This is a genomic window from Pseudomonas sp. SL4(2022), from assembly GCF_026625725.1.
GTDB lineage: Bacteria > Pseudomonadota > Gammaproteobacteria > Pseudomonadales > Pseudomonadaceae > Aquipseudomonas.
Genome location: NZ_CP113060.1, coordinates 3219780 through 3236786, shown reverse-complemented (window position 1 = coordinate 3236786; position 17007 = coordinate 3219780). Strand labels below are relative to the sequence as shown.

The 17007-nt window shown below is 57.9% G+C and carries 17 protein-coding genes and 1 pseudogene; 1 reads left to right on the top strand and 17 read right to left on the bottom strand.

The genetic code is table 11. The annotated features are described in order from the left end of the window. Positions 1-11 precede the first annotated feature (11 nt). From fliM to putP, 14 genes are all read right to left on the bottom strand, one after another. Positions 12-983, bottom strand: a complete 972-nt coding sequence (fliM, locus tag OU997_RS15280; protein ID WP_108490484.1) for a flagellar motor switch protein FliM — start codon at positions 981-983, stop codon at positions 12-14. 13 nt (positions 984-996) lie between these two features. Further along, positions 997-1527, bottom strand: coding sequence for a flagellar basal body-associated protein FliL (gene fliL, locus OU997_RS15275; RefSeq protein WP_267807356.1), 531 nt, complete (start codon positions 1525-1527; stop codon positions 997-999). 309 nt (positions 1528-1836) lie between these two features. Next, entirely contained in the window at positions 1837-3099 is a 1263-nt protein-coding gene (locus OU997_RS15270; protein WP_267807355.1) for a flagellar hook-length control protein FliK, read from the bottom strand. Positions 3100-3212: 113 nt separating this feature from the next. Continuing rightward, positions 3213-3566, bottom strand: coding sequence for an Hpt domain-containing protein (locus OU997_RS15265; RefSeq protein ID WP_267807353.1), 354 nt, complete (start codon positions 3564-3566; stop codon positions 3213-3215). Between the two features lie 30 nt (positions 3567-3596). Next, positions 3597-5291: a fused response regulator/phosphatase gene (locus OU997_RS15260; RefSeq protein ID WP_108490480.1), complete on the bottom strand. Its 1695-nt coding sequence runs from the start codon at positions 5289-5291 to the stop codon at positions 3597-3599. Between the two features lie 14 nt (positions 5292-5305). Beyond that, positions 5306-5611, bottom strand: coding sequence for an STAS domain-containing protein (locus OU997_RS15255; RefSeq protein WP_108490479.1), 306 nt, complete (start codon positions 5609-5611; stop codon positions 5306-5308). Between the two features lie 155 nt (positions 5612-5766). Then, positions 5767-6219 (bottom strand): flagellar export protein FliJ, encoded by a 453-nt coding sequence (gene fliJ, locus OU997_RS15250; RefSeq protein ID WP_108490478.1) that lies wholly within the window; start codon positions 6217-6219, stop codon positions 5767-5769. Between the two features lie 3 nt (positions 6220-6222). Further along, positions 6223-7584 (bottom strand): flagellar protein export ATPase FliI, encoded by a 1362-nt coding sequence (gene fliI, locus OU997_RS15245; RefSeq protein ID WP_267807350.1) that lies wholly within the window; start codon positions 7582-7584, stop codon positions 6223-6225. Continuing rightward, positions 7574-8392: a flagellar assembly protein FliH gene (fliH, locus tag OU997_RS15240; RefSeq protein ID WP_108490476.1), complete on the bottom strand. Its 819-nt coding sequence runs from the start codon at positions 8390-8392 to the stop codon at positions 7574-7576. The genes fliI and fliH overlap by 11 nt, the downstream gene beginning before the upstream one ends. A gap of 3 nt (positions 8393-8395) precedes the next feature. Beyond that, complete coding sequence (gene fliG, locus OU997_RS15235; RefSeq protein ID WP_108490475.1) at positions 8396-9412, bottom strand: flagellar motor switch protein FliG; 1017 nt, start codon at positions 9410-9412, stop codon at positions 8396-8398. Then, positions 9405-11192, bottom strand: a complete 1788-nt coding sequence (gene fliF / locus OU997_RS15230; protein WP_108490474.1) for a flagellar basal-body MS-ring/collar protein FliF — start codon at positions 11190-11192, stop codon at positions 9405-9407. The genes fliG and fliF overlap by 8 nt, the downstream gene beginning before the upstream one ends. A gap of 15 nt (positions 11193-11207) precedes the next feature. Beyond that, entirely contained in the window at positions 11208-11537 is a 330-nt protein-coding gene (gene fliE / locus OU997_RS15225; protein WP_108490473.1) for a flagellar hook-basal body complex protein FliE, read from the bottom strand. 93 nt (positions 11538-11630) lie between these two features. Further along, positions 11631-11852, bottom strand: coding sequence for a VF530 family DNA-binding protein (locus tag OU997_RS15220; protein WP_108490472.1), 222 nt, complete (start codon positions 11850-11852; stop codon positions 11631-11633). Between the two features lie 296 nt (positions 11853-12148). Continuing rightward, entirely contained in the window at positions 12149-13636 is a 1488-nt protein-coding gene (gene putP / locus OU997_RS15215) for a sodium/proline symporter PutP (RefSeq protein WP_108490471.1), read from the bottom strand. 605 nt (positions 13637-14241) lie between these two features. Here putP and OU997_RS15210 point away from each other — a divergent pair. Then, on the top strand, positions 14242-15099 hold the full coding sequence (locus OU997_RS15210) for an HDOD domain-containing protein (protein ID WP_108538085.1): 858 nt from the start codon (positions 14242-14244) through the stop codon (positions 15097-15099). Positions 15100-15103: 4 nt separating this feature from the next. On the opposite strand, the gene OU997_RS15205 is transcribed toward OU997_RS15210, so the two are convergent. The 3 genes and pseudogenes from OU997_RS15205 to OU997_RS15195 all read right to left on the bottom strand — a co-directional run bounded on the left by OU997_RS15205 (position 15104) and on the right by OU997_RS15195 (position 16895). Beyond that, positions 15104-15523, bottom strand: coding sequence for a group I truncated hemoglobin (locus OU997_RS15205; RefSeq protein ID WP_267807348.1), 420 nt, complete (start codon positions 15521-15523; stop codon positions 15104-15106). Positions 15524-15525: 2 nt separating this feature from the next. Further along, positions 15526-16005: pseudogene (locus OU997_RS15200) on the bottom strand (DUF3034 family protein); the annotation flags it as partial. Positions 16006-16142: 137 nt separating this feature from the next. Next, positions 16143-16895: a helix-turn-helix transcriptional regulator gene (locus tag OU997_RS15195; protein ID WP_108489221.1), complete on the bottom strand. Its 753-nt coding sequence runs from the start codon at positions 16893-16895 to the stop codon at positions 16143-16145. Positions 16896-17007: the final 112 nt, after the last annotated feature.

Below are 17007 nucleotides of genomic sequence, written 5' to 3'. Positions count from 1 at the left end.
GGGTTTAACGGTTAGCGCTGGCGCTCAATCGGTTCAAGCACCTGCAACGCCAGATTGCCTTTGTGCGCACCCAGCTTGACCTTGAACGCCGGCACGCCATTGGCACACAACACCACGTTTTCCGGCAGTTCGACCGGAATCACGTCACCTGGCTGCATATGCAGGATGTCACGCAGTTTGAGCTGGCGACGGGCGACAGTTGCCCCCAGAGGCACGCTGACGCCCAGAATGTCTTCACGCAGCGCTTTGATCCAGCGCTCATCCTGGTCGTCGACATCGGACTGGAAGCCGGCGTCGAGCATCTCGCGGATCGGCTCGATCATCGAATACGGCATGGTGATGTGCAGGTCGCCGCCACCACCATCCAGTTCGATGTGGAAAGTCGACACCACAATCACTTCACTGGGGCTGACGATGTTGGCCAGGGCTGGGTTCACTTCTGAGTTGACGTACTCGAAGTTGATATCCATCACCGCATGCCAGGCTTCCTTGAGATCGATAAACGCCTGATCCAGCACCATGCGCACCACGCGCAGTTCGGTTGGAGTGAACTCACGCCCTTCGATCTTGGCGTGACGGCCATCACCGCCAAAGAAGTTGTCCACCAACTTGAACACCAGTTTGGCATCCAGGATGAACAGCCCGGTGCCACGCAACGGCTTCATCTTCACCAGGTTGAGGCTGGTCGGCACGTACAGCGAATGGACGTATTCACCGAACTTCATCACCTGTACACCGCCCACCGCCACGTCTGCGGAGCGGCGCAGCAAGTTAAACATACTGATGCGGGTGTAACGGGCAAAACGCTCGTTAATCATTTCCAGCGTCGGCATGCGCCCACGGACAATCCGGTCCTGGCTGGTCAAGTCATACTGCTTGACACTCCCCGGCTCGGCCTCGTCCTCGGTCTCTACCAGGCCATCATCGACGCCGTGCAGCAGGGCATCAATCTCATCCTGGGAAAGTAGGTCTTGCACTGCCATATACGGCTCCTGATTACTGCAATACGAGGTTGGTGAACAGCACTTGCTCCACCGTTACCTTACCGACCTCTTTTTCGGCCAGCTCCTGTACGCTGGCAGTGGCCTGCTGACGCAGCATTTCCTTGCCAACCGGGCTGATCAGCGAAGCAAAATCCTGACTGGAGAACAGCATCACCAAACGATTGCGCAGGACTGGCATGTGTATTTTGAGGGCATCTAACGCCACTTGGTCGCGGGTCATCAGAGCGACACTGACCTGCATGTAGCGCGCCCGCCCCTGGTGGTTGAAATTCACCACAAAGGCCGGTGCCAACTCTTCATAAATGGCTGCCTGCTTAACAGGCGCAGCCGGCTCCGCAGCCACCTCTTCCTTGGCTTTATCGGCCGCACCATCATCTTTCTTGCTCAGGAAAAACCAGGTTCCTCCGGCTGAAAGCCCTACAGCCAAGAGCACGGCAATAGCGATGATAATGATCAACTTCATCTTGCCCGCTGGTTTCGCCTCACCATCGGCCGGAGCTTGCGCTGCTTCTTTCTTAGCCATGCCAATAATCCGTCGCAGTTCGGAGTTTTATCCGATTTCAAAGGGTTAAGAGCAAGTGTTATGCCAGTCTGTCAGCAAACTTGCTCAATCTGGGGAGCCTCGCCGAGTACAGCGTGCGGCCAGGGCATCAGGTCAATCAGCACCCAAAACAAAATCGCCCGACGCCTATTATGGCCGTCGGGCGAAATGCAGTTTAGAACAGTGCGCTCAGCAACTACAGCAGCAAGGATGATCGACTGAAGGCTAAGTAGCCACCGACGCGCCAAATCACAACGCTACAGTGCATGCTGCTTAGTCCGGGCCAGATTATCAGGCGTAGTAATCCACCAGGCCTCGGGCAGTAACTGACGAGCCTCGGGCCACCTCCAGAGCGCTCGACTGGACCGCATCATCAGCCTCCTGCATACCTGTATTAGCGTTACCACGACCTTTTCCGCTGTCACTGTCCTGCCCCTGCCAACCGCGATTGAGTGACTGATCAGAGACGTTTACATCCAGCTGGTTCATCCCTTGCTGGGCAAACATTTCGCGCAAACGATGCATCTGCGAATCCAGCGCTTCACGGACCCCCGCGTGCGGACTGGCAAACGTCACCTGACTTTGCTCCTGGTTAACACTGATGCGCACCTCCAGGCGACCTAACTCGGCAGGGTCAAGCTGAATTTCGGCTGATTTGAGGTTCTGGCTGGACATCACCATGACTCGGTCCACCACCGCCTCACTCCATCCACTCTGCTGCAGAGAAACGGGTTGGCCAACTACAGGTGCCCGTGTCGCCAACGGGCTCTGCTGCCCGATAGCCTGACTCAGCGCATTAAGTTTGCTGACAAAATTATCCGAACTGTTGTTCGCCGTTCCCTCTTTCAAGGCTTCGAGAGTCTTGCCGGTGAGCGCTTCCAGCTGAAGCTCTGGCAATTCGAGCCCCCCTTCCTCCACGGGCACCTCGTCCTGAACCACCTGACTGGCCAGAAGACTCTGGCTTGCGTTCTGCGTGGCTTTATCAACCTGCGCTAAAGGTGCTTGCACCTGAGCAGCCGCCGCATTCTCTTTGGCGCCCATTTCCAATGCCAGGCGCACAGCAGGAAGCTGATTGAGCGCGTCCAGTTCGGCGTCGAAACTGGCCTCAGTCATGCTGGCAGGACCAGAACTGAGCAAGCTACCCGAAACAACCGGCAAGGAATCCGTCTCTATTGGCAGCTCTTCCGTCAGCGCTACAGGCGGCAACTCACCGGTAATCCCCAACATCAATAACGGGTCGAGCACAGCCCCCTCAACAGCCGGCTCTTCCGGCAAAGACTTGCCGCTCTCGGCAACCGCACTTTGCCCAGGGGCGGCAACAGCAGGCTGCGGTTCAGCACTCGGGTCTTGTTCGGCTTTGCGCTCGCGCACAGGTTTTGCAACGCTATCATTGCGTTCTGACGCTTTCGCCTGACGCGCCCGTGCGTACTCCTGAGAAAAGCTTGAAGGCTCATTACTGCTGGGCTGGGCGGGCTTGTCAGGCGTTTTGGCTGCAGTCGCACGAGGCTTTACTTCAGGCGCCGACTTGAGCAACAGATCAGGGGCAACGGACATGGATACTCTCCGCTCGGGGTTAGATGTGCGGAGAGTTTTGCAAGGGACGGGCCAACTTACGGGTCAACAGGCCCGCTACAGAACGATGCAGGCGCAAACATCACACGACAAAACTAATGCCGGTAACGCTGACGCTCAGATTTGAGCAGAATGCGCACAATAGCGAACTCGCGCTCAATCTGCTCCAGCAACTCGGGCGCAAGTTCAAGCTGCTCACGCCGCCCGGCCTCCTCGAGCTGCCTGCACAAGTTCGCCAACATCAGAGCCCCCATATTGCTGCAGCTACCTTTGAAGCTGTGCGCCGCCAAGCGCAAGTTCTGCGCATCTTCATCACGCTCAGCCTGACGCAACAGCAGCAAACGCTCTTCAGAATCGGACAAAAAGGTATCCAGCAGCACCGGATACTCGTCCTCCATGACATCCTGCAACGCAGCCAATACGGCACTATCAAGGTGAATATCGGACAACGGCTCGCTCTCCCCGCGTTAGGCGCTGGATTATGCCCCAGCCTGCCAGGAAAACTCCACGCACACACCTGACTCACCACCGCCCCACCGGCACCGCTCGCTCAACTGCTCCACCAGAGCCAGACCACGGCCACTCAGACGACGGGCATCCGCTGTGGTTTTACGCAGGCTATGCGCATCAAACCCTGGCCCGCTGTCTTGGACACAAACAATCAGCCGCCCTCCACCAGCTTCAGGCAGTAACTGCAAATGAAAGCGTACGAAGCCATCAGCTAATGCCGCCAAGCGCACGCTGCGCAGACGGTAATACTCAGCAAACCCTGCGGCATCAGCCTTGAGGGCGGAATCCAGGCCTAATACGCCATGCTCCAGCGCATTCGAGTAAAGCTCTGCCAGCACACTGAACAATGCACCGCCTTGTGGACGCAGTCCCTGGACATCGAGAAGCAGCTGCAAAAGAAACGGCAGTGGGTTGAAGTGGCGCAGGGTTTCCCCACGAAACTCAAAACTGGCAGACCAGTCCAGCGGATGGATCTGGCCACTGTCAGCAAAAGCCAGTGGCGGCCGACTCAATTGGCCATCGTCAATCAGGCTGACTTCCAGCAGGCTGACATCGTCCTGTTGCGCCCCACTGAATAGAAGCAGTGCCTGCTGAATCTCCGCAAACAGTGTTTGCGGGTGCCGGTTGGCAGCAAACACATCGAGCAACCGTTCCTCGCCAAACAGTTCTCCCTGTTTGTTACAGGCCTCCAGCACACCATCAGAGAGCAGGAAAACCCGATCCCCATAAGCCAGTGGATAGACCTCAAGCTTATCGTTGAACGCCCCTGGCTCCAGCACCCCCAGCGGTAAATGCCGCGACACCAGGGGTATACGCTGACCGGTGGCCTGGAGCAGGTAACCATCGGGCAGGCCGCCATTCCACACCTCAACCACCTGGCGCTGAAAACTGATATTCAATACAGCGGCGCAACAGAACACGCCACGCGGAAGAATACGCTTGAGCTTGGCATTGATCTCGCGCAGTACTTCAGCCAGGGAATAACCCTTGGCAGTCATGCCATGAAAAACTTCAGCAAGCGGCATCGCACCAATGGCCGCGGGTAAACCATGCCCGGTGAAATCGCCCAGCAGCACATGCATGCTGCCTGATGGCTTGAAAGCTGCCAGCAGCAGGTCACCGTTGAACACCGCGTAAGGCGATTGCAAATAACGGATATTCGGCGCATCCAGACAGCCCGAGTGCGCCACTTTATCGAACACGGCCTTGGCCACACGCTGCTCATTGAGCAGGTGCTCGTTGTGCCGTGAGATCAGATCGCGCTGCTGCAGCACGGTTTCCTGCAGACGGCGCAGACGATCCATGGCCTTGATCTTGGCTTCGAGAATGACCCGGTTGTAGGGCTTGGCGAGGAAATCGTCCCCTCCAGCCTCAAGGCAACGCACCAGTGCTTCGCCTTCGGTCAGAGAGGTGAGAAAAATGATCGGCACCAGCTCTTCGCCAGCCGCATGCTTGATTCGCCGCGCCGCCTCGAAGCCATCCATTACTGGCATCAAGGCATCCATCAGCACCAACTGTGGGCGCTCCTGCTCGAATAAGGCCACAGCCTCCAACCCATTGCTGGCGGTCAGCACTCGATGCCCCTGGCGGCTGACGATAGTCGACAGCAACATGCGATCAGCCGCGTTGTCCTCAGCAATCAGGATGGACAAGCGCTCGGCCATGACACGCCCCCGAGTCAGGCGATCTTGAACAGCTGCTCGAAGTTCGAGATAGCAAGGATCTTACGCACATCCGGATTGCAGTTGAGCAAGCGGATTTGTGCACTGTCACCGCCGGCATGGTCACGCAGCAGCAGAAGCATGCCGAGTGCCGAGCTATCCAGGTAGGTTGTGTCTTGGAGGTCTACTACATAGCGTTGCGGGGTACTGTTGACGCGCTCATAAGCATTACGAAACTCCTGATGAGCGCCGAAATCGAAGCGTCCTTGAATCAGGATGGTCAGCTCTTGCCCGTCAGATGAGGGCAGCGAGGTGATGGCCATGAATTACTCCTATCAACGAAAAGACCAAGCCAAAGATCAGCTGGGTCGGGCAGCAGGTTATGCATGATCAAGATGTAGCATCGCAACGCCCCGGCGGCAAATGTTTAGCACGCATGATCTCGTCATGGCTCAGGCACTGATATGCGCAAACCGACCTAATAGACACCATCGCGCGACGCCAGGCGCTGAGACAGCTCATCGAGCAACTTTTGCTCACGCTTGTCTTCTGCCAGCCGCGCTTCGTCCTGGTAGCGCCTGACCAATTTGCGCAGGCCTTCCAAACGGGCATAACGCTGCTGCCAGAGCTCACGGACCTTTTCCATATTGGAACGGTGCCAGTCCACACTGGTGCGTTGCTGGCCAATAGCGGTTTCCAGCTGCGAAAGGAAGCGCTGGTAGTTCATCAGCCACTGCCCGGAGACCCCGCGCTGCCCCTCAGTGATCCATTGCTGCTGATAATCGCCGCGATAACGTTCCAGATCCCCCAACTGGACCTCGGCCTGGCGCAGTAAGCCTTGGCAATGTCCCAACTGCAAGGCTGCCTCGCGCTCGGCACGCTCGGCCATGTCCACCACCGGTGCCAGCCGGGCGGCGCGGCTTTGTGCCATGGTTTAGGTCCCAGCAACAACGGGATTGAAGGTGGCCGCCAGCTGGGTGCGGCTGTTTTCCAGACTTTCGTTATCTTGCAGGCTCTGGCGCAGGTACTTAACCATGGCCGGCTGGCGGGCAATGGCCAAATCGGTGTCAGCATCACCACCGGGCACATAGGCGCCGACGCTGATCAGATCGCGACTCTGCTGATAACGCGACCACAACTGTTTGAAGCGCTGCGACAGGCGCAGGTGCTCTTCACTGACCACCTGCGGCATCACCCGGCTAATCGAGGCCTCGATATCAATGGCCGGGTAATGGCCCTCCTCGGCCAAGCGGCGAGAGAGCACGATATGCCCGTCGAGTACACCACGCGCCGCATCGGCGATCGGATCCTGCTGGTCATCGCCCTCGCTCAGTACGGTGTAGAACGCAGTAATCGAACCACCTCCTGCCTCTGCATTACCTGCGCGCTCCACCAACTTGGGTAGACGGGCAAATACCGACGGCGGATAACCTTTGGTCGCCGGTGGTTCACCAATGGCCAAAGCGATTTCCCGCTGGGCCTGGGCAAAGCGGGTCAGCGAATCCATCAGCAGCAGCACGTTCTTGCCCTTGTCGCGAAAATACTCGGCAATGCGCGTGCAATACATCGCCGCGCGCAGACGCATCAAGGGCGCATCATCCGCCGGCGAAGCCACTACCACTGAACGCTTGAGGCCCTCGTGCCCGAGGATCTCATCAATGAATTCTTTTACCTCACGACCCCGCTCACCAATCAGCCCGACCACGATGATGTCGGCCTCGGTAAAGCGCGTCATCATGCCCAGCAACACCGATTTACCAACACCAGTACCGGCAAATAGGCCGAGACGCTGGCCACGGCCAACGGTTAGCAGGCCGTTAATGGAACGGATGCCAACATCCAATGGTTCGCTGATCGGGTGCCGATTTAGCGGATTGATGGTCGGGCCGTCCATTGGCACCCAGTCTTCGGCTTTCATGCCACCTTTACCATCAAGGGCACGACCAGTGCCATCGAGCACCCTGCCCAGCATCGACATGCCCATCGGCAGACGCCCGGTATCCGGCAACGGCACCACGCGGGCACCGGGGGCAATGCCCGCCAGACTGCCAACCGGCATCAGAAAGATCTTGCCATTGGCAAAACCCATCACTTCAGCCTCAACCTGGACTGGGTGATAGCTGTCGTCGTTAATCACCAAACAGCGACTGCCCAATGCTGCGCGCAAGCCCTCGGCTTCAAGCGTAAGCCCCACCATGCGCAACAGACGCCCCTCCACCTGCGGCTGGGTCGGTAACTGCACGGCATCGGCATAGCCGGCCAGCCGCTTGGCGAAACTTACCCGTTCAAGACGCATCCTGACTCGCCTGATCAATGGCCGGAGATGCCTCCAAGTCCATAAGCAGATCAGCCTCCAGCGGGTGCGCAGCGTGCTCACGCTGTTGCGCAAAGAGTTGTTTGAGTGCCTGATTCAAACGGGTTTCCACAGTGGCATCAATGCGACTGAGCTCGCTTTCTACCCGGCAGCCACCGGGTAGCAGAGAAGCATCTTCAAGGATCCGCCAGTTCTCTTCATGGCGCTCGCGCAAGACTTTGATTAGCTCAAAGTCTTGCGGGTTGACGTGAATACGGATGTTACTGGTGCCCATGGGGAGCAGCTTGAGCGCTTCGCTCAAAACCTGGCGAATCTGACTGGAATCGCTGACCAACTCACGCTGAATCACCTGGCGCACCATCTGCCCAAGCAATGTCACCATGGCTTCTTCCAGCTGTTGATCCTGGGCGGCAATGGGTTCGAACAGCTGAGTCATCAATTGCTCAAGACCGGCGATTTTCACCGCCAAGGCCATATCGGCTTCCTGCTTGGCCTTGAGTTGGCCAGCATGAAATCCATCTTTCTCACCGGTGGCGAAACCTTCGTTGTAGGCATCCTGCCGAATGGCCTCAAGCTCATCCAGTGTCAAGGGTTTGACATCTTCCAGCGCAACGTCTTCGCTTTCAACCGCCGCCGGATCTACACCTTGAACGGCAGTGTCGTCGCCGGGCGGAGCCTCAACAGGCTCGGGCGCTTCAACTTCTGGGTCGAAACTGGGCAACGTCCAGAGATCAAACGCCTTCAGATCCTTGGCGCGAATCAGCTCACTGGGCGGTTCTTTGCTGGACATGCCTTACACCATTTCCTCGCCACCTTTGCCGCCCAGGACAATTTCCCCGGCCTCGGCCATGCGGCGTGCAATGGTGAGAATTTCCTTCTGAGCGGTTTCCACGTCACTGACGCGCACCGGGCCCTTGGCTTCAAGATCATCGCGAAGCAACTCAGCGGCACGCTTGGACATGTTTTTGAAGACTTTCTCTTTGATCGCCTCGTCAGCCCCTTTGAGCGCCAGCACCAACACATCGGACGACACTTCACGCATAAGCGCCTGAATACCCCGATCGTCGACATCGGCCAAGTTGTCGAAGACAAACATCAGGTCCTCGATCTGGCTGGACAGGTCTTCATCAACTTCACGAATCGAATCCATCAGCTGGCCTTCAACCGAGCTGTCGAGGAAGTTCATGATGTCCGCCGCGCGCTTCACGCCCCCCAACGCGGCACGAGTTGCACTGGCACTGCCAGAAAACTGCCGTTCAAGAATGTCGTTGAGTTCTTTCAGTGCCGCAGGCTGCACGGTTTCCAATGAGGACACGCGCAGAACGATATCCAAGCGCACCTTGTGATCGAAATGCCCGAGCACTTCACCCGCCTGATCGGGATCCAGATAGGCCACAACAATGGCCTGTATCTGCGGGTGTTCGTAGCGGATCACATCCGCCACTGCGCGCGGTTCCATCCATTTCAAACTATCCAGACCGCTGGTACTGCCTCCGAGCAGGATTCGGTCGATCAGGTTGCCGGCTTTGTCTTCTCCCAGCGCTTGCGTGAGCATCTTACGAATATAGCCATCAGCCCCCACACCGAGGCTGGTCTGGTCGCCGACAATATCGACAAACTCGCCCATCACCTGCTCGACCTGCTCGCGCTGAATATTACGCATACCGGCCATGGCCACGCCCACGCGCTGCACTTCCTTTGGGCCCAGATGACGCAACACCTGCGCAGCATCGGTCTCACCCAGCGACAACAGCAGAATGGCGGCCTTATCGACCTTGCTCAGTTTGCCTGGGGTTCGATTGTCACTCATCGGCGTTAATCCACTCTTTCACAACCTGGGCAACGCGGCCCGGGTCTTCGGCAACCAGGCTCTTGATGGCGTTCAGTTGTGCATCATACCCCTCACTCGGACTTGGCAGGAGGATGCTTTGTGGGCCGCCGAGGCTGACCCGATCTTCGGACAACTCACCGCCCAGCGCGCCCATCTCACCCAGCTCGACGTCGCCGTCACGACCTTCGCCATGAGCCTTGCCCGCATTGGTGATGTTGTTGAGTACCGGGCGCAGTACGCCGAACACCAAAATCAGGATGAACAGTACGCCCAGCACCTGCTTGATGATGTCCCAGAACCAGGGCTGGGTGTAGAACGGAATATCGATCAGCTCTTCGCCCTGGGCATCACTGAACGGCGTGTTGATCACACTGACGCTATCACCCCGGCTGGCATCGAAGCCTACCGAGTCCTGCACCAAACGCGTAAACCTTGCCAGATCGTCGCTGCTCCATGGCACCTGAGTGGTTTCCCCGGTAGCGGCATCGACCTTGACCTGATCGTCCACCACAACCGCCACCGACAAACGACGCAGGCGTCCTTGCTGCTGCTTGGTGTAGCTGATTGAACGGTCCAGTTCGAAATTACGGGTGGATTGCTCGCGCTTGTCAGCTGGATAGGGCGCCAGCATCGGCAGACCGGTGGCGGGATCGATAATCTGCTCACCGTTGGCATCGAGCAGCGGTTGTCCGGCGGCAATCGGGCCGGGTACTGCAGCTGCGGCGGCTCCCGCCTGCTGGGGGGCAGCACCGGCGGCCGGCGGCTGATTACTCAGGGCGCCCGGCACACCTTGAGGCGGCTGGCCACTGGAGCGTTGCTCGTTGACCGACTGCTCGCTGCGCAGCGCCGGCTGATCGGGGTTGAACATTTCCGAAGTGGATTCCACAGCGCTGAAGTCCACATCCGCAGACACTTCGGCCTTGTAGCGGCCTGACCCCAGCACCGGCTGCAGGATATTGTGCACGCGCTGGGTAAACAGGCTTTCCATACGGCGGCTGTAATCGAACTGCTTGCCGGCCATGGTCAGTTCGGACATTTCTTGAATATCCGAAAGCAAATTACCTTTCTGATCGACTACGGTGACTTGTGCCTTGTCCATCTCCGGCACGCTGCTGGCGACCAGGTTGACGATGGCCATCACCTGACTGGGCTCCAGACCACGACCGGAATACAACTCGACCAACACGGAAGCACTGGGCTTGCGTTCATCGCGTACAAATACCGAACTCTTCGGAATGGCCAAGTGAACACGAGCGGCTTTGACGTTGTTCAAGCTTGAGATGGTACGCGCCAACTCACCTTCCAGCCCCCTGCGGTATCGGGTGGCTTCCATAAACTGGCTGGTGCCCAGCCCCTGCTCTTGGTCAAGAATTTCAAAGCCAACGCTGTTGTCCTTGGGTGCAACGCCAGCCGCGGCAAGGCGCATGCGGGCACGGGCCAAGTCGCCAGACTTGACCAGCAATGCACCGGAATTAGGCTCAACGGTGTATTTGATATCAGCCGCGGACAACGCCTCCATCACTTGAGAAGCGTCCATACCATCAAGACTGCCATACAGCGGCTGGTAGTCCGGTTGCTGCGACCACAGCACAACCGCAAACCCGATGGCCACACTGGCCGCCAGGCCAACCATCAAACCGATCTGCCGCAACATCGACATATCGGCGAGGTTTTCCAGAAAGGCCAGGCCGAACAGCGGTTTCTTCGGCTCATCACCACCCGTGGTGGCAGGTACGTTTGCAGCGACGGCTTCAGCCATGAGTCAGCCCTACCCTTAAACCGGCATCTGCATAATGTCTTGATACGCCTGAACCAGCTTGTTGCGCACCTGGGTCATAGCCTGAAAGGAAACGCTGGCCTTCTGCGAGGCGATCATCACGTCCGTCAAATCCACGCCGCTGGTGCCCATTTCAAAGGCGGTTGCCAGCTTGTTGGAGGCCTGCTGGGTTTCGTTGACCTTGCCCACCGCCTGACCGAGCATCTCGGAAAAGCTTGGCGCACCGGGTTCTGGCGTGCTGGCGACAGGCTTCTGACGCGCCATGGCGTCGGCCTGCAGGGAGCGCATCTCCAGCATCAAGCGATTGAATTCAACACCCTGGCTCATCTCGACCTCCACTGGCCGCGGTTTTTTGACGCTTCGCGGCGTTTGCAGAGGCATTGCAACAAGGGTGCCAAATTTCGAACTGGGGCTTAGCGTCTATTTACGTGTTTGCGAACGGACATACAGCGCCTCGACCTTCTCCCGCGCCCACGGCGTCTTGCGTAAAAAAGTCAGGCTGGACTTGATGCTGGGGTCACTCTTGAAACAACGGATATCAATCCGTTCAGCCAGACCATCCCAGCCATACTGAGCCACTAATGCGGTGAGGATGGCTTCAAGGGTGACGCCGTGTAGCGGATTTTTAGGTGATTGAGTCATGCAGAACCTGTACGTACAGCTCGATTAAGACAAACCCTGCCACCATAGCCAAGCTGGTGAACAACCGAAAGCCTCCAGCGTGATTGGGCATCAGCATAAAAATTACCTGGAGGCCGCTATGCCCCTGCGCCGTAACGTCAGCCAGGCAGGCAGAGCCTCAGGATAAGTCGCCATAAAAAAGCCGGCCCACACCAAAGGCGTGGGCCGGCGAAGCACTATCGGGTCACACGCACACAACCGCGGAAAGCTCCGCGCGGCAACTGAGCGACCAGTCAATTGCCGTTTATCAGTGGCACTCAGGCCGACTGGTATTCCTTCTCGGCTTCGTCAAACCGCTTGATCATGCTGGCGGACGGACCGTTGCCGACCTTGCTGAACACCAGAATGGCCACAGTGGCAAAGATAAAGCCTGGGATGATTTCGTACAGGCCCAGATGGCCGAGGAAGTTTTTCCACAAAATCACCGTCAGGGCACCGACCAGCATGCCGGCCAGCGCGCCGTTGCGCGTCATCTGTTTCCAAACCAGGGACAGGATCACCACCGGACCGAAGGCAGCGCCAAAGCCAGCCCAGGCGTAGGACACCAGGCCCAGTACGCGGTTTTCCGGATTGGCGGCCAGCATGATGGCGATAACCGCGATCAGCAGCACCATGGCGCGGCCGACCCAGACCAGTTCGGTCTGCGAAGCATCTTTACGCAGGAAGGCCTTGTAGAAGTCTTCTGTCAGGGCGCTGGAGCAGACCAGCAACTGGCAACTCAGGGTGCTCATCACGGCAGCCAGAATGGCAGACAGCAGGATGCCGGCAATCCACGGGTTGAACAGCAGTTTGGCCAGCTCGATAAATACGCGCTCCGGGTTCTCGGTTACCGGGCCAGCGAGGTCCGGGTTGGCGGAGAAGTACGCGATACCAAAGAAACCCACGGCCACTGCACCGCCCAGGCACAGGATCATCCAGGTCATGGAGATGCGACGGGCTGCTGGGATCGATTTCACCGAATCGGCCGCCATGAAGCGCGCCAGGATGTGCGGCTGACCGAAGTAGCCGAGGCCCCAGGCCAGCAGCGAGATCACGCCAACAAAGGTTGCACCTTTGAGCATGTCGAAGTTGGTGGCATCGTTCAGCTCGATCGCGGCGAAGGTTGGATCGACACCGCCAGTGGCAATCATCACAACAACCGGGGTGAGGATCAGGGCGAAGATCATCAGCGTGGCCTGCACGGTGTCAGTCCAGCTCACTGCCAGGAAGCCACCAATGAAGGTGTAGGCGATGGTCGCTGCAGCACCGGCCCACAGCGCCGTCTCGTAGGACATGCCGAAGGTGCTTTCAAACAGACGGGCACCGGCCACAACGCCCGAGGCGCAGTAGATGGTGAAGAACACCAAAATCACCAGGGCGGAGAAGATGCGCAGCACGCGGCTGCTGTCTTCGAAGCGGTGGGTGAAGTAATCCGGCAGGGTCAGGGCATTGCCGTTGTGCTCGGTCTGCACACGCAGACGGCCAGCCACGAACAACCAGTTCAGGTAAGCACCGACAATCAGGCCGATGGCGATCCAGCCTTCGGATAGACCGGACAGGTATACCGCGCCCGGTAAGCCCATCAGCAACCAGCCGCTCATGTCCGATGCACCCGCCGACAGGGCGGTGACGAAACTGCCCAGGCTGCGACCGCCCAGGATGTAATCGGAAAGGTTCTTGGTGCGCATGTACGCGAACAGGCCAATCAGCACCATGAGTGCGATGTACACCACAAAGGTGACGAGCATCGGAGTATTTGCAGTCATTGGGGAGCTCCCCTCTTGATTGTTGTTATTTCGGCAACAGGTTAGTCCCGTTGCCCACGTGGCAATCCACACCCGCACTAACGGGTATCTGTAGTGACAAACCGCTGCATTAACGGGTAACAGGCAGCTGCAAATCCCATGCAGTGCTCACCGCAGTGCAACTATCTGCCTCTGTCGAGGCCACTAAAGCCCCAATACAACAACGGGCGCATGCCATATGACAGTCGCCCGTAAAATCCTTTTCAGCACTGATCAGGCAGCTGTTTAAAACAGACGCAGCCGGACCACTTACAGACACGCCCACAGGGCTGATACACGCAGGCTTACACGCAACAGGGGCAGATCTAGCCCAATCGCACCAGTGCGCTGAAACGGCCCGCTGGCAGAATCCTGCACAACAGTTGTGTCGTGCAGGGAATTTAGTGGCAGAGGCATGACAGCTTCTTACAAAAAACTCTGGAGTTTTTGCACAATCCTCCAGCCAAGGGAACTTCCCCTGAACGCCTCTTTCATCCTCACGGCCAGATAATGCGCCTTCCATCATTCGGCATGACGGTCGCAACAGGCCGCCCTAGACTATGTGCATGCCAGCCTGGAGGTGTGTTTTGCTGAGCGATGCATCTGATTATTCAATCTATCGACGTGCCGTTTCACAGTTGATGCTGGGTGAAGAGCAATTACCCAGCCTGCCAACTATTACCCTGGATATCCGCCGTGCCCTGAGCAACCCCAAACTTACAATCAACCAACTGGCTGCCCTGATCGGCCGCGATCCGGCACTCAGCGCGCTGCTGATGAAGCACGCCAGCAGCGCGCTATTCCGACAGGCCATCGCGCCCAAAAACCTGCGTGACGTGATCACCTTGCTCGGCTTGGCAGAAGTGGACCGGATCACCATGGTGCACAGCATTAAGAGCCTGTTTACTCTGCACAGCGCCGCACATAAACGGCTGTTCGTTGAAACCTGGGAGCGCCTGGTGAGCAAAGCCAGCATTTGCGCCATGCTCGCCCGCCTGCTTGGCCACGTCACGGCTGAACATGCATTACTGGCCAGCCTGCTCAGTGAAGTGGGCAATCTGCTCATTCTGTCAGCCTTCAAGAACAACCAGCAGGTTCCTTCCAGCCAGCTGTACGACAAGCTATGCCGCGAATACGGCACATCGCTTGGGGTGATCGTGCTGAAAAAATGGTCAGTGGATGAGCACTATATTGAAGTGATTCGCCATGCCGGAGACTGGCAACACAGCTCAGGAAAAAGTTTGCAGTTGCTGGATCTGGTTAACCTGGCGCGGTATCACGCGACCAAGCAACACAACCCCAGCGCAGAACTGCCGCCGCTGACGCAACTGGCGGCCTATCAAAAGTTACTGCCGCCCCAGGACCATATTGGCGAAAACGGCGAGCTGAGCCTGGTAATCACGCACCAAGACGAAATCCTGGCGATTGCCCAGACCCTGCGCTAGCCCCCTAACGATCAATCACCTGCGCCCGCATGGGCGCAAGCCTGGCCAGTAAGCGGTTCTGCGCAGGCATGGGCACGTCCTGGGCGCTCATTGCATCCTGCAGGTTTTCCACCAGGGCGTTGAAGTCGCTGGGGGTGAGGTTCTGGCCCTTGTGGCTTTCTTCCATGCTGTCGCCGGTGTAGGTGCACGGGCCGCCGGCTTCGACGCAGATCTGATCCACCAGCTTGTCGCGCAGGCGCACGATGTCGATATTCTCGAAATGCCGGACGATGCGCGGGTCAGCGGCAATATTCAGCAGCATGCCTTCGACGATACGGGTAATTCCGGCCTGCTCACCCAGGTCACGGTACAGGCTGTCGTCTTTAGGCGCCTGCTGGGCACAGGCCGCCAGGTTCAGAACAACAACCAGCAGCAGACTGCGCATGCTTAGAAACTCCCCTGAACGGATAGATAAACCCCGTCCTGATTATCCAGCGTGGCGATCTCCCCCAGGCGCGCATAGGCCAGCACCACGGCCAGGCTCTTGTTGGGGAAGTAACCGATAAACAGATCAGCCCAGTCACTTTCGCCGGCAAAGCTTAAGTTGTCTGGCTTCTCGCGGTACTCCACACCCAGCACCCAGCGCGGGTTGAGCAGTACGGCGACAGCGCCTTCCTTGAGTACCGAGTGACGATCACGGCGATCACCACCAAAACCCAGCAGCAGGTTGTAGCCAAAAGCGCCGCCAAGGATCAGCCGGCTGGCAGTGAGATACCCTTCGGTATCCTCGCTATGTTGCGCACCTACCAAACCGGGAATCAGAAAATCCTTCTGCCGTTTGTGCTGAATGCCCCATGAAACCTGTGGCAGCCGGTCATAGATCAGGTCGCCAAACAGACGCACCTTGAGGCCGAACTCATCCGGACTACTCGCACACAACGACAGGAGAAAATGAAACGACACCCTGACCCGCGCACAGTTCTTTCAGTGTGCCAACTAGCGTAGCCGCCAGCAGCGAGGCGAGCACGGCCGAAAGCCGGCAAAGGCGGCCGCCCAGGACAGGCTCAGTCAGCGCCGCGCAGACGTTTGGGCGTCAAGCCAAGGTAGCGCCGCATTGCCGTAGTCAACGCGCTCTGGCTGGAAAAACCACATTCTTCGGCAATCCGGATCAGCGGCAAACCACTCTCACGCAGCAGGCGAGCCGCACGATCAAGTCGGGTTTTCAGCAGATATTGGTGAGGCGTCAGACCGACGCTGTCTTTGAATTGCGCATGGAAGTGGCTGGGGCTCAGGCAGGCAACCTGGGCCAATTCGGCAACACTGATACGCCGCGCCAGATTATCGACAATGTAATTGTCGAGCCGCTCCAGATTGAGCGCCCCCAACGCACGTGAATGAGGCTCGCCAAACAATCGCAGATGCAAGGCACGCAACAGCACGCCACCGAGTGCCCGCGCCAACAGCGGGTCTGAGCCGTAGCGCTCAAGTTCGGCGCCGGCATAGCTCAACAGGTTCTGAAAATCAGCATCCAACTGCGGATAACGCGGTGTCTCGAACAGGCCATTCAACAGCTGCAAGTCTTCGCTGGACGTACCCTGCTCATCCAGATCGATGATCAACATCCGGTTATCACCGATCCCGGCAAACTGATGGTCGGCGTCGCCCGGCACCAGGCAGGCGCGCATGCGACAAACTTCACCACCGCGCCCGTTCACTTCGAATTCAGCACGCCCAGCCAGTGACAGCACCAACTGATGATGATCGTGGGTATGTTCATGGGCTTGATCATCGAGGCGCATCAAGCGCGCGTTGAGCATTGGAAGTGCAACCTTTATGTACAGAGGTGCAACTTTACTCTTTTGATAAGTAAAACTGCATCCTGAACGACAAATGGAACAAGGTGAAACCTCGCACCACCCTGCACCAAAT